Below are 21,026 nucleotides of genomic sequence, written 5' to 3'. Positions count from 1 at the left end.
CTCGTCCCCGGAGGGGTTGAGCTGGTTTTCTAGCCCGAGCCGCCCCGCCCCGGCCCCGCCGGGGGGCCGGGCCCCCCCGCGGGGGGGGGGGGGGGGGGGGGAACTCGGCGGCGCGGCCGGGGCGGGTGCGGCACGATGACCGTCGTGACCCCTGCCGCGACCGGTCCGTCCCTGCTCGCCGTCGGTTCCTACACCCCCGCCACCGGTGGGCGCGGTGCCGGGGTGACGCTCCTGCCGCGCGACCTGCGCACGGGCCGGCCGGGCCGGCCCGTGGTGGTCGCCGACCGCCCCTCGCCGTCGTTCCTGGCCGCCGGGGCCGGCGGTCTCGTGCACGCCGCGCACGAGCTCGACGAGGGGCTGGTCTCCACGTTCCGCGTCGACGGCGAGCGCTGGGAACTGCTGGGCGAGGCGCCCAGCGGCGGGTCGTCCCCGTGCCACCTGGAGGTGGTGGGGGACCTGCTGCTCGTGGCGAACTACGGCGGTGGCGCGGGGGTCGTCGAGCTGCGCGACGGGGTGGTGTCCGGTCTGCGCGCCACGTTGCGCGGCAACGGCTCCGGGCCGGACCCCGAACGCCAGGAGGCCTCGCACCCGCACTCGGTGCGGCGGCTGGGGAGTTCCGTCGCGGTGTGCGACCTGGGCACCGACGAGGTCCGCGTGCACGAGCTGCGCGGCGGTGGCGTCGAGGCCGAGCCCGCGCAGGTGCTGCGGCTGGCGCCCGGCAGCGGGCCCCGGCACACCGCGCACCGCGACGGGCGGTTGTTCGTGGCGGGGGAGCTCGACGCGACCGTCACGTCCCTGACCGTGCGCGACGGGCGGCTGGGCGACCCCGTGGTGGCCCCGGCCCTGGCCGGCGCCCCCGGGCCCTCGCGCACGTACCCGTCGGAGATCGCCGTCGCGCCGTGGGGGCTGGTCGTCGCCAACCGCGGCGCCGACGTCCTCACGCTGCACGAGGTCGCGGGCGGGGTGGCCCGCCCGGTGCGCGACGTGCCGCTCGGGGCCGCGAACCCGCGGCACGTGGCCGTCGTGGGCCGTCACCTGTACGTCGCGGCGCAGGACTCCGACCGGGTCGTCCACCTCGCCCTCGACGACGACCTCGCGGTGGCCGACCGGTCCGAGGTGGAGGTCGGGTCCCCGACCTGCGTGCTGCCGCTGTGAACGAGGGGGTGGGCGACGAGGAGGTCCTCACCGGTGGCGGGGTCAACGAGGTCGTGCGGGTGGGCGCGACGGTGCGGCGCCCCACGGGCCCGCACAGCCCCCGCGTCCACGACCTGCTGCGCCGGCTGGGGGGTTTCGCGGGGGTGCCGCGGTTCCTGGGGCTCGACGGGGACCGGGAGGTCCTGGAGTTCCTGCCCGGGCAGGTGTCGAACTACCCGGTGACCGACGCGGCGGCCTCGGCGCCGGCGCTGGCCGGCGCGGCGCAGCTGCTGCGCCGGTACCACGACGCGACGGCGCCGTTCGCGGCCGGCCTGCCGCGCGAGGGCTGGATGTTCCCGGTGGCCGAACCCGTGGAGGTCGTCTGCCACGGCGACGTCGCCCCGCACAACTGCGTCCTGGACGGCGAGCGCGTCGTGGGCCTCATCGACTTCGACACCGCGCGGCCGGGCCCGCGGCTGACCGACCTCGGCGGTGCGGCCTACCGGTGGGTCCCGCTGTCGGACCCGGCGAACCCGGGGGTGCGGCCCGGGACGGGGGAGCAGGCCGAGCGGCTGGCGCGGTTCTGCGCCGCGTACGGGGCCGGGCCGGGCGACCGGGCCGGGTTGCTGGACGCGGTGCTCGACCACCTGGACGGGCTGGTGCGGTTCATGCACGCCCGGGCCGCGGAGGGCAGCGCCGCGTTCGCCGCCCACGTCGCCGACGGCCACGACCGCCTCTACCTCGCCGACGCCGGGTACGTGCGGCGGCACCGCGCGGTGTTCGAGGCCGCCCTGGGGGTCTGACTCCCCCCGCCGGTCGCGGTGGGGGATCGCCGGACCGGGCGAAATCCCCGCGACCCGGCCGCGGACCTGGTGGGATGGGGGTCTGCCGAACCGGGGGGATTCCGTGCGCACGATCGTGGGGACGCTGGGCGTCGCCGTCCTGACCGCGGGTCTGGTGACCACCGCCCCGGCGGCCTCGGCCGCCACGGCGACCGGTCCGCTGCTGGCCTACCCGGGGGTCTCCGCGGACCGGGTGGAGGGGCTCGACGCGGTGGACACCGCGACCGGGCGGCAGTGGCGCATCGCCGACGGCGCGCCGTACGACGCGAGCTGGTCGCCCGACGGGGGCCGGATCGCCTGGATCTCCTACGGCGGTGACGACCTGGGCCGCGCCCACGTCGCGGCCGCCGACGGGTCGCAGCGCCGCGACCTCGACCCCGACGGGGACTCCCGGTCCCTGGCGTGGGGGCCGGACGGCACGCTCGCGTGGTTCCACCGCCCGGACTGGGCGCCGGCGGACTGCACGACCGACGACCGGCTCGTGCGGCCGGACCTGGTGCTGGAGGCGCCGGACGGGACGCGGCGGACCGCGGGGACGGTCGCCCCCACGGCCGGCGACCTGACGTTCTCCCCGGACGGCGCGACGGTGGCGTGGCGCGAGCGCGGCGCCGACGTGTGCGCCGCGTCGCCGGCGCAGCTCGTCGTCGCGGACGTCGCGACCGGCCGCCAGCAGGTGGTGGCGGGGGCGCAGGACACCGCCGGGCTGAGCTTCTCCTCCGACTCCTCGACGGTCGTGCTGACCCGGCCGACGCCCGAGGGCGGGGACCTGGTGCTGGTGGACGTGGCCTCGCGCGCGGCCCGGCAGGTCGTGACGCCGGGTGCGGGGGAGGGTTTCGCCGCCGCCCTGCCCGGCGGCGAGTCGGTCGCCGTGGTCCGGACGACGCCGACCGAGCGCCGGCTGGTCGTGGTGGACCGCGCGGGTGCGGTGGTGCGGGACCTGGCCGACCCCCCGGAGTTCGTCGAGCAGGTGCTGGCCTCCGGCGACGGCGTCTCGGTGGTCGTCGCGGGCCGGTCGCTGCCGTCGGCCGACGGCGCCTTCCAGGACACCCAGGTGTGGCGTCAGCCGCTGGACGGTTCCGCGGCGACGCTGCTCAGCAGCACCGGGCGGGCCGGGACGTTCGAGGCGGCGGTGACGGCGCGGGTCTCGAACGCCCCGGTCGTGGAGCGCCGGGAGCGGGGGCTGCGGCAGTAGCGCTGCGGCGGTGGTGCTGCGGCCCGCCGCCGCTCAGCGGTGCACGGACGACATGTCCGGGTAGCGGTCCCCGGCCGTCACCCCCACCGGCAGGACCGCGTCGAGGCGGGCGAGGTCGGCGGGCGTCAGTTCCACGTCCACGGCGGCCAGGTTCTCCGCGAGGTAGCCGCGGCGCTTGGTGCCGGGGATCGGCACGACGTCGCCGCCCTGCGCGAGCAGCCACGCCAGCGCCACCTGCCCGGCGGTGACGCCGCGGTCGGCGGCCAGGGAACGCACCTCGTCGACGAGTTCGAGGTTGCGCTGGAAGTTCTCCCCCTGGAACCGGGGGTTGGCGCGGCGGAAGTCGTCCTCGGCGAGGTCGTCGACGCTGCGGATCGCGCCGGACAGGAAACCGCGTCCCAGCGGGGAGTACGGCACGAACCCGATCCCGAGTTCCCGCACCGTCGCCAGGACGCCGTTCTCCTCGACGTCGCGCGTCCACAGCGACCACTCCGTCTGCACGGCCGTCACCGGGTGGGTGGCGTGCGCGCGGCGGATCGTGTCCGGGGCGGCCTCGCTGATGCCGAGGTGGCGGACCTTCCCGGCCGCGACGAGCCCGGCCATCGCGCCCCACGTCTCCTCCACGGGGACGGTGGGGTCGACGCGGTGCTGGTAGTAGAGGTCGACGTGGTCGACGCCGAGGCGCCGCAGGCTGGCGTCGCACGCCGCGCGCACGTACTCGGGGGTCCCGTTGACGCGGCGGGTCCCGTCGGGGCGGCGCTCGTTGCCGAACTTCGTGGCGAGCACCACGTCGTCGCGGCGGCCGGAGATCGCGCGGCCGAGGAGTTCCTCGTTGGTGAAGGGGCCGTACATGTCGGCGGTGTCGAGGAACGTGCCGCCGGCGTCGAGGAAGGCGCCGATCGTGGCGGTCGACTCCTGCTCGTCGCCGGCGCCGTAGAACTCGCTCATGCCCATGCAGCCGAGGCCGAGGGCGGAGACGGTGAGGGCGGTGCCGTGGCCGGCGCTGCCCAGGACGCGGGTCGGCAGGGCTGCCGACGGGGATGCGGTCATGCCCCTGAGCCTGCGTCTTCGAGCGCGCTCGAAGTCAAGCGGGGACGGCCCGCGTCCCCTCGTACAGCGCGATCTTCCCCTCGACGGCCTCCAGGTGGGCGGCGACCTCGGCGAGCTGGGCGCGCACCTGGTCGCGGTGGGCGTGCAGCAGCGTCAGCCGCGCCTCCTCGTTGCCCGCCCCCGCCCGGCACAGCTCCGCGTAGGCGCGCACCCCCCGCACCGGCATCCCGGTGGCCCGCAACCGCCGCACCATCTCGATCCAGCGCAGGTGGTCGTCGGTGTACCAGCGGCGGCCGGCCTGGTCCCGCTCCGGCGGGGCCACCAGCAACCCGGCCGCCTCGTAGTAGCGCAGGGTGTGCGCGGTGATCCCCAGCCGGGCCGCCGCGTCGGCGATGCCCAGCGCCCCTCCTGCTCCTCGTCCGTCCACCGCGCCAGTCTGCCCCCGGGAGCGACCGCGGGGGAGCCGGTGGACGCCGCCGGTCCGGCTCGTCGACGGTGCGGAGGGCGATCGTGCTGATCTCGGCTGGTTCTGTGGTCTGATAGCGGTATCGGGGACGCCGTGTTCGTGCGGTGTCGGGGCTCACGCAGCACCCACGTCCCACGGCTGTCGAGCACGTCGCGGTGAGAGGTTCCAGCACGGTCCGGCACCACACCCGCGACGAAGGGCCGCACATGTCCTCCACACCCACCCTCGAGAAGATCCCGGGGACGTTCCCCACGACCGGCGTGGCCGCGGTACCCGGCACGAGGGACGACCTGCGGCTCGTGGGGGCCGCGGTGCAGACCGGCGGCGCCCGGCCCCCGGCCCGGGTGGTGCCCGCGAGCCGGGTGGCCCGTTCGCGCAGCGTCCCGGACGGGGACGGTGGGACCGTCGACGGCGGCGGTGCCGGCGAGGAGAGCGAGGAACCCGCCGCGCAGCTCACCACCGCCGGTGCCACGGGGGACCCGGTCAGGGACTACCTGCGGTTGATCGGCCGGGTGCCCCTGCTGACCGCCGCCTCGGAGGTCGAACTCGCTCAGCGCATCGAGGTCGGGCTGTTCGCCGAGGAGAAGCTGCACGCCGGCGACGACGTCGACCCGGTGCTCAGGCGCGAGCTGTGGTGGATCGTGCAGGACGGCCGGGCGGCCGGCAGCCACCTGGTCGAGGCCAACCTGCGTCTGGTCGTCTCGCTGGCCAAGCGGTACACCGGCCGCGGGATGCTGTTCCTGGACCTCATCCAGGAGGGCAACCTCGGCCTGATCCGCGCGGTCGAGAAGTTCGACTACACCAAGGGTTTCAAGTTCTCGACGTACGCGACGTGGTGGATCCGCCAGGCCATCACCCGTGCGATGGCCGACCAGGCCCGCACCATCCGCATCCCGGTGCACGTGGTCGAGGTCATCAACAAGCTGGGCCGCGTCCAGCGGCAGATGCTGCAGGACCTGGGCCGCGAGCCCACTCCGGAGGAGCTCGCCGAGGAGCTCGACATGACCCTGGAGAAGGTCGCCGAGGTGCGGAAGCACGGCCGCGAGCCGATCTCGCTGCAGGCCCCGCTGGGCGAGGACGGTGCCTCCCAGTTCGGTGACCTCATCGAGGACGCGCAAGCGGTCAACGCCCTGGACGCGGTCACCTCCACCCTGCTGCGGGAGCAGCTGCACTCGGTCCTGGGCACGCTGTCCGAGCGCGAGGCCGGGGTGGTCTCGATGCGCTTCGGCCTGGCCGACGGCCGGCCCAAGACGCTCGACGAGATCGGCAAGGTCTACGGCGTGACCCGCGAGCGGATCCGCCAGATCGAGTCCAAGACGATGTCGAAGCTGCGCCACCCCTCGCGCTCCAGCATCCTGCGCGACTACCTCGACTGACCCGCCGCTGACGGAGGAGGAACCGTGACCGCGATCACCCCCGTGCCACGTCGGAGGCCGTCCGCGTCCCCACCGGACCGCCCCCGGGACCCGGCGGACGACCGGGGGGCGCGCAGATGAGCCTGCTCTGCGCCGAGCACTTCCTGCGGGGAGGCCCGGAGGTCGAGGCGGTGACGGTGTGGGACGGGCGGGCGGTGTGCCGCGAGTGCCTCACCGCTCTCAGCGACAGGTCGACGACCGACGAGTGGGACGTCGAGGAAACCCGGCAGGACGACGAACGGCGCAGGGTGGACGACCTGCGCCGCTCCCCGCGGCGAGGTGCGGGGTCGTGAGCCGGTGACGCCACGGCTGCGCCCGCCCCGTCAGGGCGCGGCGGCGGGCGAGGCGTCCCGTGCTGGAACGGTGCGCTGGAACGGTGCGCTGGAGCGCGCAGCGACGAGAACTCGACCTCCCGGTGATCCCGACCACGACTCAGGAGTCCGCCGATGGGCCAGCAGACGACCTTCACCGTCACCCGCGTCATCCGCAGCGGTGCCGGAGGTGCGACGAACCTGGACACCGCAGCCGCGCTGGAGGTCGACCTGAGGGCGCAGGCGCAGCAGCGGGGCATGGTCGTCGACAGCGTCAGCGACGCGGTCGTGCAGTTCGGCCCGGGTGGGGACTGGTCCCTGGTGAGCCGTAGCGCGGTCGCGCACCTGCGGAGTTCGTGAGGCCGGTGCAGCGCCGTCCCGCGGGCCGGTCCCCAGCGGTGCGACGCCACCGGGAGGCGGTCCGTCCCCCGGCGCGCAGCCCGCGGCCGTCGAGCTGATCGCCGGTCCTGGCGCGCTGCGCCGGGTCTCGCCGAGCGCCGCCGCGCCGGACGCACCACCATCGACCCGTGCGGACCCCACGACGCCCGGAGACCGAGGACCCGACGACCGGCCCGCGGGGGAGGGGCTGGTGAGCGCGCTGTTCGACGTCACCGGCCGGGTCGCGCTGGTCACCGGCTCCACCCGCGGCATCGGCCGGTCCCTGGCCGAGGGCCTGGTGCGCGCCGGGGCGACCGTCGTCGTCAACGGCCGCGACCAGGCCGTCGCCGACACCGTCGCCGGGGAGCTGACCGGGCTCGCCGCGGACGGCGGTTCCGGCGGCCGGGCCCTCGGGTGCGCCTTCGACGTCACCGACTCCGCGGCCGTGGAGTCCGCCGTCGGGCGGCTCGAGGCGGACGGCTTCGCGCTGGACGTCCTCGTCAACAACACCGGCATGCAGCAGCGCGCCCCGTTCACCGAGTTCTCCGACGCCGACTGGCAGCGGATGCTCGACGTGAACCTCACCAGCGCGTTCTACGTGGCGCGCTCGGTGGGCCGGCGCATGCGCGACCGCGGCCGCGGGAAGATCATCAACATCCTGTCCGTGCAGAGCGAGGTCGTGCGCCCCGGCATCGCGCCCTACTCGGCCACCAAGGGCGGGCTGAAGATGCTCACCAAGGGCATGTGCGCCGACCTCGCCGGGTCCGGCGTCCAGGTCAACGCCATCGGCCCGGGGTACTTCGCCACCGAGCTCACCGCGGCCCTCGTCGCCGACGAGCAGTTCAGCCGGTGGGTCGAGGGGCGCACCCCCGCGGGCCGCTGGGGGCGGACCGAGGACCTGCACGGCGCGCTGCTGTTCTTCGCCTCCGACGCCTCGGACTTCGTCAACGGGCAGACCCTGCACGTCGACGGCGGCATGCTGGCGGTCCTGTGAACCCCGCCGTGGACCCCGCCGTGAACCCCTCCGTCGTCGTGCACGGCGTGGGGGACCTGCGCGTCGAGGACCGCCCCGCGCCCGAACCCGCCGCCCACGAGGCGCTCGTCGCGATCGCCTACGGCGGGGTGTGCGGCAGCGACCTGCACTACGTCTCGCACGGCGCGGCGGGGGAGTCGGTCCTGCGCGCCCCGATGGTGCTGGGGCACGAGGTCGTGGGCGTCGTCGAGCGCGCCGCCGCCGACGGGTCGGGCCCGGCCGCCGGGACGCCCGTCGCCGTGCACCCCGCCGGCACCCTCGACCCGCACGCCCCGCACCCGCCCGGGCGGCCGAACCTGTCCCCGGCCGGGACGTACCTGGGCAGCGCCGCGCGCGTCCCGCACACCGACGGCGCGTTCACCGGCCGGTTCGCGGTCGCCGCGGAGAAGCTGCGGGTCGTGCCCGAGGGGCTGCCGCTGCGCACCGCCGCCGTCGCCGAACCCGCCGCGGTGGCCTGGCACGCCGTCGCCCGCGCCGGGGACGTCACCGGCCGCCGGGTCCTGGTGGTCGGCTGCGGGCCCATCGGGTTGCTGGTCGTGGCGGTGCTGCGCCGCGCCGGGGCCGGGGAGGTCGTCGTCACCGACCTGCACGCCTCCGCGGTCGAGCGGGCGCTCGCCCTGGGCGCGGACCGCGGGATCGTCGCCACCGACGGCGAGGCGATCGCCGCCGTCCGCGCCGACGTCGGTTTCGAGTCCTCCGGGTCCCCCCGGGGTTTCGCCTCCGCGGTCGCGGGGCTGGGACCGGCGGCCACCCTCGTCCTGGTCGGCCTGCTGCCGCCGGGGGACGTGGCGGTGCCGATGGCGCGCGCGATCACCGCCGAACTCGACATCCGCGGCAGTTTCCGGTTCGTCGACGAGATGGGCGAGGTGCTGGGCGCCCTGGCCGACGGGTCGCTGCGCGTCGACGGGGTCGTCACCCACGAGTTCGCCGTGGTCGACGCGGTGGAGGCGTTCGCCGTGGCCGCCGACGCGACCGCCTCGGGGAAGGTGCTGCTGCGCTGGTGAGACCTCGCCGGTCAGTCGGCGGGGTCGTCCCCGGCGGGGCGGCGGGTGTTCCAGGCGTGCACGAGCAACCAGCTGCCGGCGGCCACCGCGCCCCAGGTGGCGGCGGTCAGGACCAGCCCGTCCCACGCCGGGACGAGGGAGTTCAGTGCTTCCCGGCCGACGGCGAGGGCGGCGACGGCGGCCAGCAGCAGGACCGCCCCACCGGCTCCGGTGACGATGCTGCGCAGGGTGGGCACGGGAGTCCTCCAGGTCTCGGGTTCGGGTTTCGCAGGGGTTCAGCGGGCCGCGGCGCGGGCGATGGCCTGGGCGTGCCAGCGCAACTGGCTCCCCGCCAGCCGCACGACCAGCGGCCGCAGCACGCGGCCCAGCAGGGTCCGGCGGTCCGAACCCGTCTCCAGGTGCACCCGGCAGGTGGCGCCCACCGGTTCCACCCGCACGCGGGACGTGACCGCGGTCTCCCGGTTCCCGACGCGGTAGCGGCGCCAGGCGATCTCCTCGCCGGGGACGAGGTGGCTGACGACCTGCTCGGCGACCACCTCCCGGCGCCGCCCGCGGTAGGTGAGCCGTTCCACCCCGTCGGGGCTGGTGGCGACGCCGACGCAGGCGGCGTCCCACTCCGGGCGGCGGCGCACGTCGGAGACCAGGTCCCAGACCCGCGCGGCGTCCACCGGGACGTCCTGGGCGTGGCGGACGACGGAACCCGCCCCGCGCACCCGCCCCGCGCCGGTCCCGGGTGCGGTCGCACCCGTTCCGGTCGCCGCGCGCAGCGCGTCCACGTCGACGCCGAGGTGGGTGAGCACCCGTTCGACGCGGCGACCCTCGTCGTCCACCAGCGCGAGCAGCAGTTCCCGGTCGTCGCCCTCGTAGGGGATCCGCTTCATCACGGCCATCGCGCGGTCGTTGAACGGGATCGCCTGCGCGGCGCGGAACGACGGCTCGGGCCCGTCCGGGGCGGCCGTGGGGGGTACCTGCAGGCCCAGGTGGGCCAGGTGGGCCAGGTCGCGCTGCTGCACCTCGGTCACGGCGCGGCGCAGCCCGGGCAGGTCGACCCCGGCGGCGGTGAGCAGGGCGGCGCTGGGGCCGCCGGTGACGAGCAACCCCAGCAGCAGGTGTTCCTGGTCGAGTTCGGGGTGGCCCAGCTGCGCGGCCTCCTCCAGGGCGGCGGAGGTGACGTAGCGGGACTGGCGCCACATCGAGCGCCCGCGGTTCCCGTCCCGTCCCCTGCCTCGTCGGAACACCGTCACGACCGTTCCCCCCGTTCGTCGGCGGCGACGGCGTCGCGCAGCCGCCGGGCGTACTTCTTGTGCACGGCCTGGCGGGTGACGCCGAGGTCGGCGGCGATCTCCGACCACGACGTCCCCTGCCGCAGGGCCTGCTCGACCTGGCGCAGTTCCAGGGTCTCCAGCAGCCGCCGCAGCGCCGCCACGGCCCGCAGGCCGCGGGAGGTGTCGCTGGTGTCGGCGGCGGTGCCGGCCAGCCGGGACGCGTCCACGTCGTCAACCTAGGTTGCGCGTCCGGTGGCGTCAACCCGAGTTGCGCGCGGTCGCCCGTCCCGCGTGCGCGTCCAGCCAGCCGATCACCCGCCGGGTGACCTCGTCGCGGTTGGTCTCGTTGAACACCTCGTGCCGCGCCCCGGGGTACACCTCGACCTCGACGTCGCGGACCCCCGCGTCCCGGTACCGCTGCCCGAGCAGGTGCAGGAGCTCACCCCCGCCGGCGAGCGGGTCGTCGCCGCCGCTGACGACGAGCAGCGCCAGGTCCGGGTCGATGCCGGCCAGTTCCGCGGGGTCGGCGACCCGGGGGGAGGAGAACAGGGCCGGCATCACGTCCGGGGCGCTGTCCTGCCCGCACAGCGGGTCGGCGACGTAGGCGTCCACCTCCGCCTCGTCGCGGCTGAGCCACTCGTACCCGGTGCGGTGCTCGAACGCGGCGTTGAACGCCGACAGGTCCCCGCTGCGCCCCTCCTGCGGGGCCGGCAGGCCCGCGGCGAACACGTCGATCGCGGTGGACCCGCTGAGCACCACCCCGGCGTAGCGCGCGGAGTGGTCCAGCAGGACGACCTGCAGCGCGAAGGAACCCATCGAGTGCGCGACGACGAAGTGCGGCAGGCCGGGCTGCTGCGCCTCGACGTGGGCGGAGAACCGCGTGACGTCGGACAGCAGACCCTCCCAGCCGCCGGCGCCGAAGCTCCCCAGCGGCGTCCGGTCGTCGACCGAGGCCCCGTGACCGCGGTGGTCGTGGGCCCAGACGTCGTAGCCGGCGGCCACCAGTTCCCGGGCCAGCCGGTCGTAGCGCGGGGCGTGCTCGCTGAGGCCGTGCACGACCTGCACGGTGGCCCGCGGCGAGGGCGCGGGCCAGTGGTAGGCGTGGACCTCCAGGCCGTCGGCGTCGGAGGGGAACGTCAGGCTGTCCATGGTCACGTCCTCGTCGTCGGGGGTGGGGCGCCAGCCTAGGGCGGTCCCCCGCCGCGGCCGGGGGACGGCCGGCCCGCCCCGGACCGGCTCCACGGGGCGGCGCGGGCGGGGTACCCGGACGCGGTGGACGTCGTCACCGGGAGCGGTCACCGCTCGCCCACCGCGCGGGGCGTGGGGACGCCGCGACCGGCCCAGCGGCTCACCGGCGCCGCGGCGAGGGTGAACACCACCGCGAGCGCCGCGACCCCCAGCACCGCGGTGCGCAGGTCCGCGGCCCCGGCGAGGAACCCCACGTAGGCGGGCCCGAGCAGGAAACCGAGGTAGGCGGTGGTGGAGACCGCGGAGGTGGCGCGGCCGTGCTGGTCGGCCGGGACGGCGCGCAGGCCGCGGCTGAGCAGGGTCGGGAACAGGGGGGCGGTGCCGAGGGCGGCGACCACCAGACCGGCCAGGGCGACCGGCACGGTGGGGGCCAGGGCGAGGGTGACGCTGCCCGCGGCGGCGGTGAGCCCACCACCGAGCAGCAGGGCCGTGGGGTGGCTGCGGGACAGCGGCGCCAGCGTCAGGCGCGCCAGCGCCGCGCCGGCCGCGAACGTCGCGGGCGCGGTCGCGGCGAGCCCCGGCGCCGCCCCGAACCGGTCGGTGACCAGGACCGCGCCCCAGCTCTGGTGGCCGTTCTCGGTGGCGAAGGCGAGGGCGCCGACGACCCCCAGCGCCAGCAGCGGCGGCAGCGGCCCGCGGCGCGCGGCCGGGCCGGCCGGGGTGGGGACCGGGCGCGCCCCGGCGCCGCGCCGGACGACGACGGCCAGGGCGGCCACGGCGGCGGCGCTCGCGGCGAAGGTGCCGGTGAGCCCGGCGCCGGCGCTCAGCAGGGCCCCGGCGCCGAGGCTGGAGGCGACGACGGCGAGGGAGAACACGCCGTGCGCGCGGGTCAGCACGGGGCGGCCGGTGCGGTGCTCGGCCTGACCGGCGAGGCTGTTGGCGGCGACGTCGGCGGCGCCGGAGGTGGCGCCGACCAGCAGGGTGGTGAGGGCCGCGGTGCCCGGTCCGCGGGCGCCGGTGGCGACGAGCAGCCCGGCCAGGCCGAGGGCGGTGACGAGCGGGGCGGCCACGCGCGGGCCGGCGCGGTCGACGAGCCGGCCGGTGAGGGCCATGGCGGGCGCGGCGCCGGCGCCGACGAGGACGAGGGTGGTGCCGAGCTGGGTGGGGCTCAGGCCGGCCTGGTCGCGGACGGCGGGCAGCGCGGCGCCCCAGGTCCCCCAGAAGACCCCGAAGGCGGCGAAGGTGGCGAAGGCGGCGCGCGCGGGACGGGTGGCGGACGTTCTCGACGTCATGTGCGTAACGTTACACACATAGGCTGCGACCGTGCCGGGACGAGTGACGGTGAAGGACGTGGCCGCGCAGGCGGGCGTCAGCGCCATGACGGTCTCCTACGCCTTCAACCGTCCCGGTCGCGTCGCCGAGGACACCCGGCGGCGCGTCCTGGAGGTCGCCGACCGGCTCGGGTACCGCCCCGACCGCACCGCCCGCGCCCTGCGCTCGGGACGGTCCGGGCAGCTCGGCGTCGTCCTGGGCGAGCACCTGTCCTACGCGTTCGACGACCCGCAGGCGGCGCAGTTCCTCGCCGGGGTCGCCGACGTCTGCGTCGAGGACGGCCTGGGGATGGTGCTCATCCCCACCGTCGGGGACAGCGGTGACGTCGACCGCGTCCGCGACGCGGCCGTCGACGCCTACGTGCTGTGGACGACCACGGACGACGACCCCGTCCTGGCCGCCGTCGGCGCCAGTGGCCGGCCCGCCGCCGTCCAGGGCGGCCCCGCGCGCCCGGGGATCGCCCGCGTCGGTCCCGACGACCGGGCCGCGGCGGCGGCGGTGGCGGCGGCCGCGCTCGCCGGGGGCGGCACCCCGGTCGTGGTGAGCTTCCCGCTGGACCGCTCGCGCGCGGCGGTGGTGGGCCCGGCGGCCGGGCTGCCCGGGCGGGTCCCGTTCCCGGTGACCCGGGAGCGGCTGGCCGGGTACCGCGACGCGGTCACCGCCGCGGGCCGGGACTGGGCGACGGTCCCGGTCGCCGTCGTGGAGCGCAACGAGCGCGCGCAGGGCGCCTGGGCCGCCCGCGCGCTGGGTCTCGGTGCGGGAGCGGTCGTCCTGGCGATGAGCGACGAGCTGGCCCTCGGCGTCCACGCCGAGCTCGGCGGGCGCCCGGCCCGGATCACCGGGTGGGACGCCTCGGCCCCGGCGCTGGCCGCCGGGATCGTCTCGGTCACCAACCCGTTGCGGGCGCAGGGGCGGGCGTGCGCGCGGGCCGCGCTGGACCCGTCGGCGCCGATTCCCGAGGTCGTCTGGGAGGTCGCCGGGGGACCGTCGCAGGGGATCTCTCCCAGCCGTTCCTGACCATGCCTCCCGGCCGTCGTCCACTTCTTTCAAGCGTGCATCGGAGAGCGAGCTGGATGCGCGCAGGATGTGGGCCAGTGCGAGCTGCACGCATTCGAACAGCGCGGTCTTGGCGGCTTCGGCGGGGACGCCGACGGTGTGTACGGAACGGTGCAGGAAATCTGCGGGGAGTTGCTACGGTCCCCAACGCGATGTGGTCGACGCGGAGTACCTCGGTGATGCGAGCGCATCAGGTCGTCGCGAGGGCGGAGGCGTCGTCCACACTCCTGAACCCGGAGAGGGCGATCGACGTCTGGTCCAGGTAGTTGGTCAACCGCCCCGCCTCGAGAGCGGGGCTTGCTGCTCCGGTCACCACTGGCTGTGGTGGTTCAGGCTGCGTTCGGCCGGTTGACGGCGGCCCAGTCCGCTTCACCGCGCGCGGCGATGTTGCGGGCTGCGTTGTGGTCTGCGTGCGCAACGACGCCGCACGACCGGCAGACGAACTCTGCTTGGTTCTTCCGGTTGGCCTTCTCGCGGTGCGCGCAGTGGCTGCACGTCTGGGAGGTGTAGGCCGGGTCCACCGCCACCACTGGAACTCCGGCCCGTCCGGCCTTGTAGGCCAGGAACCGCTCGAGCTGGTGGAAGGACCAGGAGTGCAGCGTGACCCGTTGGGGCTTGCGGAGCCGTACCCGCGCCCGGATCCCCGTCAGGTCTTCGACGGCGATGCCGCGCCCGGTGCGTTCAGCCTCGGTCACGATGCGTTTGGCGATGCAGTGGTTGACGTCCCTGGCGAACAGCCTCTCCTTCTTCGAGCGGCGCTTCAGCAGCCGCTTCGCGCTCTTCGTGCCCTTGCGCTGCAGCTTCGTCCGCAGCTTCCGGTGCCGGTGGCGGACCCTGTTGAGGGTCCTGCCGGAGAACTGGAAACCGTCGGAGGTGGTGGCGATGTTCGCGATACCCAGGTCCACCCCGACCCACCCGCGCGGGGTGAACGGAGTGACGTCGGGGACGTCGCAGGTCGCGTGCAGGAACCACATGCCCCCGCGGTGCACCAGGTCAGACTCGCCCTTCCGGTGGACCCGCAGCGCAGCCATCTGCTGTGGGGAACACTTGAACCGCAGGCCTTTCAGTCGGCCGGTGACCGTCCAGATCGATACCGTTCCCTCGACCGCTTCCTCCCGTCCACCCTGTGGGGCGGGAGGCAGTTGCCAGGACAGGCACCGGTCGTCGAACGCCTGAGCTGCAGACGGTTTGAAGAAACGTTTCGTCCTGGTGTCGAGCTTGTAGGCGTCAGCAACCTTGGCGATGACCCGGACCGCGGCCTGCGCTCCCAGCCCGGCGGCCTTCAGTTGCGTGTAGGTGGCGTGGTGGAGGTCGTACTGACGGAATACTCGCCGGTCCCACGCGAGTCGGCTGACGGTGTTGGCGGCGTCGTTGCACGCGCGCAGCGTGGCTGCGAGCGACTCCTGCTGAGGAGCGGTGGGGAACACCCGAACCGGAACGACGATCTTCACGACGCACAGCCTAGGAGAGACTTCCGACACGAAGCGGCGACCCGTGCTCGTCGGCCCCGAGCCGGTACAGACGATGTGCACCGGGTAACTTCGTCAAGCCCCGTTTCGGGGGGCAGGATCTTCTGCCCGTGCTCGACGGAGAGCACCGCGGCGACGAAGGAAGTGGGTCGCGGCACGGCTTCGCGGAGGGTGGTGCCGTCGTCGGGTCGCGTAGTGTCCGCCGGAACGTACTCCCTCGTGCGGGTCGTGCGCACGGGGGTTTCGCGACGACTGCCGCACCGCCGAGGCCTACTGGTAGCTCGCGAGGGTGCGCAGCGACCGGGCGGTCCAGTCGGCCTCGGTCGCGCGGGTGGCCGCGGGGTCGCCCTGCGGCACCAGCCAGTGCTCCAGGACCTGGTGCACCCGGGCGGGGTCGGGGCGCACCACGTCCAGCAGGTCGCGGTAGTCGAGCTGCCCCTCGCCCAGCGGGCACGAGGCGAGGGTGAACCCCGCCCAGCCCTCCCGGCGGGTGAACGCGAAGTCCTTGACGTGGATGTTCACGACCCGGTGGGCCAGCCGGCGCACGACGTCGCGGGGGTGCTCGAGGTTCGCCAGGCAGTTCGCCGGGTCCAGCACGATCCCGAGGTGCGGGGAGTCCACGGCCTCCACGATCGCGAGCAGCTCGGCGGTCGTGAGCTGCTCGTACGTCTCCAGGCCGAGCGTCACCCCGGCGGCCTCGTACTCCGGCACCACCGTGCGCAGCCGCTCGACGACCTCGGGGTGGGTGGGGCGGTCGTCGACCCCGTCGACCACGGCGAACGCCATCGACCGGACGGTCACCGCGCCCAGCGACCGCGCCAGCGCCAGGTGCTTGCGCAGGTGCCCGGGCCGGGTGCCCCGGGTGCCGGTCTCCAGGACCAGTCCCCGCTCGGCCGCCGCGGCCCGCAGTTCCGCAGCCCCCTCCGGGGTCAGCGCCTCCAGGTCCGGGTGGTCGCAGACCTGGAACACCTGCCCGCCGAGGTCGGCGATCTCGTGGAGCATCGCGAGCAGCGGGACCGGTTCCGGCGCGGACGGGTCCCCGCGGTGCTGGTACGCGTAGGTGGACACTCCGATGGCCACGATGCCTCCTTCACGACCCCGGACGACCGGGGTACTGGATTGGTCAACCGGTTCGAGACTAGCGTCCGAGGTGCCTCCCCGGTGCCGACCGCGGGCCCGGGGGAACAAGCCGGCGCCGGAGGCGTTGCACCCGACGACCGGCGGGCGGTGCCCGGGCGGGTGCCCGGGTCGACCCGCGGACGCCTCCGCGGCTCCCACGAGCCCCCCGGGAGAGGATGAGGACATGACTGATCTGCAGTGGCGCGTGGTGCTGGCGGCCGACGAGGCCGGGGTGTCCTACAAGGACGCGATCAAGGCCGACCTGCTGAAGGACCCCCGGGTGAAGGAGGTCATCGACGTCGGGGTGAACTCCGACACCGACAAGACCGCCTACCCGCACGTGGCGGTGGCCGGGGCCCGCAAGATCGCCGCGGGGGAGGCCGACCGCGGGATCTTCGTGTGCGGCACCGGTATCGGGGTGGCGATCGCGGCGAACAAGGTGCCGGGCATCCGCGCCTCGGTGGCCCACGACGGCTTCTCGGTGGAGCGGCTGGTGCTGTCGAACAACGGTCAGGTCCTGACCCTGGGTGAGCGGGTCATCGGCAAGGAGCTGGCGCGGCGGCTGGCCAAGGAGTTCCTGGGGTACGTGTTCGACGAGACCAGCGCCTCGGCGGCCAAGGTCGACGCGATCACCGGCTACGAGAACGCCGCCACCGACGGGGAGACCTCCGCGTCCTCCTGCTGACCCCCTGCCCGACCCCCTGCGACCCCCCGCCGACCTGAGCGGCCCCGCCGATCCCGGCGCCGCGTCCGGCACCCCCGAGGAGGGGTGACAGGATGCGGCGCGGGGACGGGCGCGAGGAGGCGGGCGTGGTGGGTGCGGTGCGGGAACTGCTGCTCGGCGTCGACATCGGCACCGGCAGCAGCAAGGGCGTCCTGACGACCCTCGACGGCCGCGTGCTGGCCCGCGCCTCGCGCCGGCACCGCACCGACCACCCGCGCCCCGGCTACGTCGAGCACGACGCCGACGCCGTCTGGTGGGCCGACTTCTGCGCGATCTCCCGCGAGCTCACCGACCGGGCCGCCGACCCCGACGACGTCGTCCACGGCCGCGTCGTCGCCGTCGGGACCAGCGGCATCGGGCCCACCGCGCTGCTGGCCGACGAGCACGGCCGCCCCCTGCGGCCCGCGATCCTCTACGGCGTCGACACCCGCTCCGTCGCCGAGGCCGCCGAGCTGGAGGAGCGCTACGGCACCGAGGACCTGCTGCGCCGCTGCGGTTCGCGGATGTCCTCGCAGGCCGCCGGCGGCAAGCTCGAGTGGCTGCGCCGGCACGAGCCCGACGTCTTCGCCCGGGCCCGCTACTTCTTCATGTCGAACTCCTACCTGGTGTTCCGGCTGACCGGTGAGTACGTGCTCGACCAGCACTCCGCGAGCCAGTCGACCCCGCTGTACGACCGGCACGCCGCCGCCTGGATCGAGGACCGCTGCCAGGAGATCGCCCCGGGCCTGCCCGTGCCGCGGCTCGTGTGGCCCTCCGAACGGGTCGGCACCGTGACCCCGGAGGCGGCGGCCGCCACCGGCATCCCCGCCGGCACCCCCGTCGCGGCGGGCACCTGCGACGCGTGGGCCGAGGCGGAGAGCGTCGACGTCGGGCGCCCCGGCGACCTCATGGTCATGTACGGGTCCACGACGTTCTTCATCGCCGTCACCGACGGCCCCCGGTTCCACCCCTCGCTGTGGGGCACCGCGGGGGTCCGCCCCGGGCAGAGCACCCTCGCCGCGGGCATGGCCAGTTCCGGCAGCGCCGTGGAGTGGTGGCGCGAGACCACCGGCTCGCCCGACGTCTCCGACCTCGTCGCCGAGGCCGCGGCCGCGCCGCCGGGCGCGAACGGCCTCGTGGCCCTGCCGTACTTCGCGGGCGAGCGGACCCCGTTCGCCGACCCCGACGCGCGGGGCGCGCTGCTCGGGCTGACGCTGCGCACCACCCGCGGCGAGGTCGACCGCGCGCTGCTGGAGGCCACCGCGTTCGGGGTGCGGCACAACCTCGACGAGATCCGCGCCGCGGGCGTCGACGTCCAGCGCGTCGTCGCCGTCGGCGGCGGCACCGGCTCGGCGCTGTGGCCGCAGATCGTCTCCGACGTCACGGGCCTGCGGCAGGAACTGCCCGCCGAGCGCATCGGCGCCTCCCTGGGCGACGCGAAGTTCGCCGCCGTCGCCCTCGGCGCCGTCGACGTCGACGCCACCTGGAACCGCGTCGGGTCGGTCACCGAGCCGGACCCGGCCGCCGCGCAGGTCTACGCCGACCTGTACCCGGCCTACCGGGCGCTGCACGAGGCGACCGCCGGGCTCCAGCACCAGCTGTCCGCCCTGGAGCGCCGCACCCGCACCTGAGGCGGGACGGCGCCCTCCGCCGCGCGCGACGGTCCGCGAGGTGCTTGGCTCGGGTGCCGGTCGAACCAGGGTCGGGCACCACGACGACGTCGGAGGAAACCGTGAGCCGAGCATCGGAACGTGCGCGGACCGAGAACGACAGCGGTGGCCTGACCGGCGCCGTGGTCGTCGTCGCCCTCGTCTCGGCCATCTCGGGCCTGCTGTACGGCTACGACACCGGCATCATCTCCGGGGCGCTGCTCCAGATCAGCGACGACTTCGACATCGGCAACGGCTGGGAGCAGGTCATCGCCGCCTCCATCCTCGCCGGGGCGGTCGTCGGGGCGCTGACGTGCAGCCGGCTCAGCGAACGGCGCGGACGGCGCGGGACCCTCCTCGTCGTGGGCGTCGTCTTCGTCGTCGGCACCCTCGGGGCCGCGTTCGCCCCCGACCCGGTCACCCTCTCCCTGGCCCGCCTCGTCCTGGGTTTCGCCGTCGGCGGCGCCACCCAGACCGCCCCCGTGTACGTCGCGGAACTGGCCCCCACGAAGTACCGCGGGCGGCTCGTCCTGTGCTTCCAGATCGCCATCGGGGCCGGGATCCTCACCGCCACGATCGTCGGGGCCAGCGAGGCGGTGGACTGGCGGGTGGCGATCGGCGCCGCGGCGGTCCCCGCGCTGATCATGACCGTGCTCATGCTGCGGCTGCCGGAGAGCCCCCGCTGGCTGCTCAAGGCCGACCACGCCGACCGCGCCCGCGAAGCCCTCGCCCGCGTCCGGCCCGCGCGCGCCGACGTCACGGCCGAGCTGGACGAGATGGTTGAGCTCGTCGACGCTGAACGGCAGGCGAAGACCAAGGGGTGGCGCGGGCTGCGCGAACCCTGGGTGCGCCCGGCGCTGGTCGTCGGGTGCGGCCTGGCCGTCTTCACCCAGCTGTCGGGCATCGAGATGATCGTGTACTACTCCCCGACGATCCTCACCGACAACGGGTTCTCCGACACCGCCGCGCTGCGGGTCTCGGTGGCGCTGGGCGCCACGTACCTCGTCACCCAGCTCATCGGCCTCAGCATCATCGACCGGGTCGGGCGCCGCCGGCTGACCCTCATCACCCTGCCGGGGGCGGCGCTGGCCCTGATCGTGCTGGGCACGTTCTTCGTCACCGGCAACGCCGGCAAGGAGCAGATCCCCTGGATCGTCGCGACCCTCGTCGCGTTCATGGCCTTCACCGCCGGCGGCATCCAGCTCATGGGCTGGCTCACCGGCTCGGAGATCTACCCGCTGGCGACCCGGTCGGCCGGGGCGGCGGCGCAGTCGGCGTCGCTGTGGGGCACGAACCTGCTCATCACCCTGACGCTGCTGAGCATCATGGAGACCATCGGGACGGGGCAGACGTTCTGGCTGTACGCCGCGTTCAACGTCGTCGCGTTCGTCTTCCTGTTCCGCAAGATGCCCGAGCTCACCGGGCACAGCCTGGAGCAGATCGAGGGCCGGCTGCGGGAGGGCCGCTTCCGGCCCGCGGACTTCGCGGGGCACCGCGCGGACCGCTGAGCCGCGCGCCCGGACGGGTCCGCACCGCGTGACCCGGTGCGGCCCCCGCCGCCCGCTCAGCCGCCCAGGCGGCTGACGGTGAAGGCCGTGAGGAAACCCAGCGCGGTGACCAGACCGGTGTACAGCTGCGTCCGCTCGAACGCCTCGGGGATCATCGTGTCGGCGACCATCGTGAGGATGGCCCCGGCGGCCAGGGCGGTGATGGCCGCGACCACCTCCGGCGGGGCGGAGCCCAGGGCGAGGTAGCCCAGCGCGGCGGCGACGCCGCTGAGGACGGCGATGCCGCTCCAGACGCCGAACACGTACCGCGCGCTGCGCCCGGCCCGTTTCATGCCCGCCACGCTGGACAGCCCCTCGGGGACGTTGGAGATGACGACCGCGGCGACGACGGCGACGCTGACGCCCCCGCCGCCGAGGAGCCCGACGCCGAGGACGACCGATTCGGGGATCCCGTCCAGGAGGGCACCGACGGCGATCGCCGCGCCGCTGCCGCCCTGCTCGGCCTCCGACGGCTGCTGCCCCCCGGACCGCTTGCGGTGCCGGGCGCCGCGGCGGGCCAGCAGGACGTTCGCGGCCAGGTAGAGCCCGGCGCCGCCGAGGAACGCGCCGACGGTGGGGACCAGGCCGCCGGTGTCGGCGGCCTCCTGGGTCAGGTCGAAGGCCAGGGCGGAGATGAGGACGCCCGAGCCGAACGCCATGACCGCGGCGACGACCTTCGCCGGCACGGGCGCGAACCAGGCGATCGCGGCGCCCACGACGAGCGCCGCCCCGCCCAGCAGTCCCCAGCCCCCCGCGTGCAGCCACTCCGGCACGTCGTCCCCCGTCCTCGTCGTGTTCGTGTTCCGGGACGCTCGTACCCCGGCGCGGGCGGCGCAACCGGGGGTCGTGGGCCGGGGCACGGGCGCGGCCGGC

Annotated in this window: 21 protein-coding genes and 1 pseudogene; 12 read left to right on the top strand and 10 right to left on the bottom strand. The window is 75.5% G+C overall.

Features of this window, described 5'->3' with window-relative positions:
* The first annotated feature begins 144 nt into the window (after nucleotides 1-144).
* The 3 genes from ACRYM6_RS20325 to ACRYM6_RS20315 all read left to right on the top strand — a co-directional run bounded on the left by ACRYM6_RS20325 (nucleotide 145) and on the right by ACRYM6_RS20315 (nucleotide 3,168).
* Nucleotides 145-1,155, top strand: a complete 1,011-nt coding sequence (locus ACRYM6_RS20325; protein ID WP_432544703.1) for a lactonase family protein — start codon at nucleotides 145-147, stop codon at nucleotides 1,153-1,155.
* Complete coding sequence (locus ACRYM6_RS20320) at nucleotides 1,152-1,937, top strand: phosphotransferase (protein WP_432544702.1); 786 nt, start codon at nucleotides 1,152-1,154, stop codon at nucleotides 1,935-1,937. The genes ACRYM6_RS20325 and ACRYM6_RS20320 overlap by 4 nt, the downstream gene beginning before the upstream one ends.
* 103 nt (nucleotides 1,938-2,040) lie before the next feature.
* Complete coding sequence (locus tag ACRYM6_RS20315) at nucleotides 2,041-3,168, top strand: TolB family protein (protein WP_432544701.1); 1,128 nt, start codon at nucleotides 2,041-2,043, stop codon at nucleotides 3,166-3,168.
* A gap of 33 nt (nucleotides 3,169-3,201) precedes the next feature.
* Here ACRYM6_RS20315 and ACRYM6_RS20310 read toward each other — a convergent pair whose 3' ends face one another.
* A complete protein-coding gene (locus tag ACRYM6_RS20310) occupies nucleotides 3,202-4,194 on the bottom strand; it encodes an aldo/keto reductase (RefSeq protein ID WP_432544706.1) in 993 nt (330 codons plus the stop codon).
* Nucleotides 4,195-4,252: 58 nt separating this feature from the next.
* A complete protein-coding gene (locus ACRYM6_RS20305) occupies nucleotides 4,253-4,645 on the bottom strand; it encodes a MerR family transcriptional regulator (RefSeq protein WP_432544700.1) in 393 nt (130 codons plus the stop codon).
* Nucleotides 4,646-5,118: 473 nt separating this feature from the next.
* On the opposite strand from ACRYM6_RS20305, the pseudogene ACRYM6_RS20300 reads away from it, so the two are divergent.
* From ACRYM6_RS20300 to ACRYM6_RS20280, 5 genes and pseudogenes are all read left to right on the top strand, one after another.
* Nucleotides 5,119-6,060, top strand: a pseudogene (locus tag ACRYM6_RS20300) (RNA polymerase sigma factor); the annotation flags it as partial.
* 116 nt (nucleotides 6,061-6,176) lie between these two features.
* Nucleotides 6,177-6,392 (top strand): hypothetical protein, encoded by a 216-nt coding sequence (locus ACRYM6_RS20295; protein WP_432544699.1) that lies wholly within the window; start codon nucleotides 6,177-6,179, stop codon nucleotides 6,390-6,392.
* 153 nt (nucleotides 6,393-6,545) lie between these two features.
* The gene (locus tag ACRYM6_RS20290; RefSeq protein ID WP_432544698.1) at nucleotides 6,546-6,770 is read left to right on the top strand and encodes a hypothetical protein; all 225 of its coding nucleotides are present in this window, start codon (nucleotides 6,546-6,548) and stop codon (nucleotides 6,768-6,770) included.
* A gap of 226 nt (nucleotides 6,771-6,996) precedes the next feature.
* Nucleotides 6,997-7,782 (top strand): SDR family oxidoreductase, encoded by a 786-nt coding sequence (locus ACRYM6_RS20285; protein WP_432544705.1) that lies wholly within the window; start codon nucleotides 6,997-6,999, stop codon nucleotides 7,780-7,782.
* Between the two features lie 20 nt (nucleotides 7,783-7,802).
* Nucleotides 7,803-8,825, top strand: coding sequence for a zinc-binding dehydrogenase (locus tag ACRYM6_RS20280; RefSeq protein ID WP_432544697.1), 1,023 nt, complete (start codon nucleotides 7,803-7,805; stop codon nucleotides 8,823-8,825).
* 11 nt (nucleotides 8,826-8,836) lie between these two features.
* Here ACRYM6_RS20280 and ACRYM6_RS20275 read toward each other — a convergent pair whose 3' ends face one another.
* The 5 genes from ACRYM6_RS20275 to ACRYM6_RS20255 all read right to left on the bottom strand — a co-directional run bounded on the left by ACRYM6_RS20275 (nucleotide 8,837) and on the right by ACRYM6_RS20255 (nucleotide 12,570).
* Nucleotides 8,837-9,061: a hypothetical protein gene (locus tag ACRYM6_RS20275; RefSeq protein WP_432544696.1), complete on the bottom strand. Its 225-nt coding sequence runs from the start codon at nucleotides 9,059-9,061 to the stop codon at nucleotides 8,837-8,839.
* A gap of 39 nt (nucleotides 9,062-9,100) precedes the next feature.
* Nucleotides 9,101-10,018 (bottom strand): Clp protease N-terminal domain-containing protein, encoded by a 918-nt coding sequence (locus tag ACRYM6_RS20270; protein WP_432544695.1) that lies wholly within the window; start codon nucleotides 10,016-10,018, stop codon nucleotides 9,101-9,103.
* 47 nt (nucleotides 10,019-10,065) lie between these two features.
* A complete protein-coding gene (locus ACRYM6_RS20265; RefSeq protein WP_432544694.1) occupies nucleotides 10,066-10,317 on the bottom strand; it encodes a hypothetical protein in 252 nt (83 codons plus the stop codon).
* Nucleotides 10,318-10,348: 31 nt separating this feature from the next.
* Nucleotides 10,349-11,239: an alpha/beta fold hydrolase gene (locus tag ACRYM6_RS20260; RefSeq protein ID WP_432544693.1), complete on the bottom strand. Its 891-nt coding sequence runs from the start codon at nucleotides 11,237-11,239 to the stop codon at nucleotides 10,349-10,351.
* 146 nt (nucleotides 11,240-11,385) lie between these two features.
* Nucleotides 11,386-12,570, bottom strand: a complete 1,185-nt coding sequence (locus ACRYM6_RS20255) for an MFS transporter (RefSeq protein WP_432544692.1) — start codon at nucleotides 12,568-12,570, stop codon at nucleotides 11,386-11,388.
* Nucleotides 12,571-12,601: 31 nt separating this feature from the next.
* On the opposite strand from ACRYM6_RS20255, the gene ACRYM6_RS20250 reads away from it, so the two are divergent.
* Nucleotides 12,602-13,627 carry a LacI family DNA-binding transcriptional regulator gene (locus tag ACRYM6_RS20250; RefSeq protein ID WP_432544691.1) on the top strand — a complete coding sequence of 342 codons (1,026 nt, stop codon included), beginning with the start codon at nucleotides 12,602-12,604 and terminating at the stop codon, nucleotides 13,625-13,627.
* A gap of 368 nt (nucleotides 13,628-13,995) precedes the next feature.
* On the opposite strand, the gene ACRYM6_RS20245 is transcribed toward ACRYM6_RS20250, so the two are convergent.
* Both ACRYM6_RS20245 and ACRYM6_RS20240 read right to left on the bottom strand, forming a co-directional pair.
* Nucleotides 13,996-15,117: an RNA-guided endonuclease InsQ/TnpB family protein gene (locus ACRYM6_RS20245; RefSeq protein ID WP_432544690.1), complete on the bottom strand. Its 1,122-nt coding sequence runs from the start codon at nucleotides 15,115-15,117 to the stop codon at nucleotides 13,996-13,998.
* 288 nt (nucleotides 15,118-15,405) lie between these two features.
* Nucleotides 15,406-16,215 (bottom strand): sugar phosphate isomerase/epimerase family protein, encoded by an 810-nt coding sequence (locus tag ACRYM6_RS20240; protein ID WP_432544689.1) that lies wholly within the window; start codon nucleotides 16,213-16,215, stop codon nucleotides 15,406-15,408.
* A gap of 223 nt (nucleotides 16,216-16,438) precedes the next feature.
* Here ACRYM6_RS20240 and ACRYM6_RS20235 point away from each other — a divergent pair, with 223 nt between their 5' ends.
* From ACRYM6_RS20235 to ACRYM6_RS20225, 3 genes are all read left to right on the top strand, one after another.
* A complete protein-coding gene (locus ACRYM6_RS20235) occupies nucleotides 16,439-16,939 on the top strand; it encodes a ribose-5-phosphate isomerase (protein ID WP_432544688.1) in 501 nt (166 codons plus the stop codon).
* 92 nt (nucleotides 16,940-17,031) lie between these two features.
* Entirely contained in the window at nucleotides 17,032-18,588 is a 1,557-nt protein-coding gene (locus ACRYM6_RS20230) for an FGGY-family carbohydrate kinase (protein WP_432544687.1), read from the top strand.
* 53 nt (nucleotides 18,589-18,641) lie between these two features.
* Nucleotides 18,642-20,114 carry a sugar porter family MFS transporter gene (locus ACRYM6_RS20225; RefSeq protein ID WP_432544686.1) on the top strand — a complete coding sequence of 491 codons (1,473 nt, stop codon included), beginning with the start codon at nucleotides 18,642-18,644 and terminating at the stop codon, nucleotides 20,112-20,114.
* A gap of 56 nt (nucleotides 20,115-20,170) precedes the next feature.
* Here ACRYM6_RS20225 and ACRYM6_RS20220 read toward each other — a convergent pair whose 3' ends face one another.
* Entirely contained in the window at nucleotides 20,171-20,926 is a 756-nt protein-coding gene (locus tag ACRYM6_RS20220) for a ZIP family metal transporter (RefSeq protein ID WP_432544685.1), read from the bottom strand.
* Between the last annotated feature and the right edge of the window lie 100 nt (nucleotides 20,927-21,026).

It is taken from the genome of Kineococcus rugosus, assembly GCF_050871975.1.
In the GTDB taxonomy this organism is placed as follows: domain Bacteria; phylum Actinomycetota; class Actinomycetes; order Actinomycetales; family Kineococcaceae; genus Kineococcus.
This window is presented reverse-complemented; position numbering and strand designations above follow the sequence as displayed.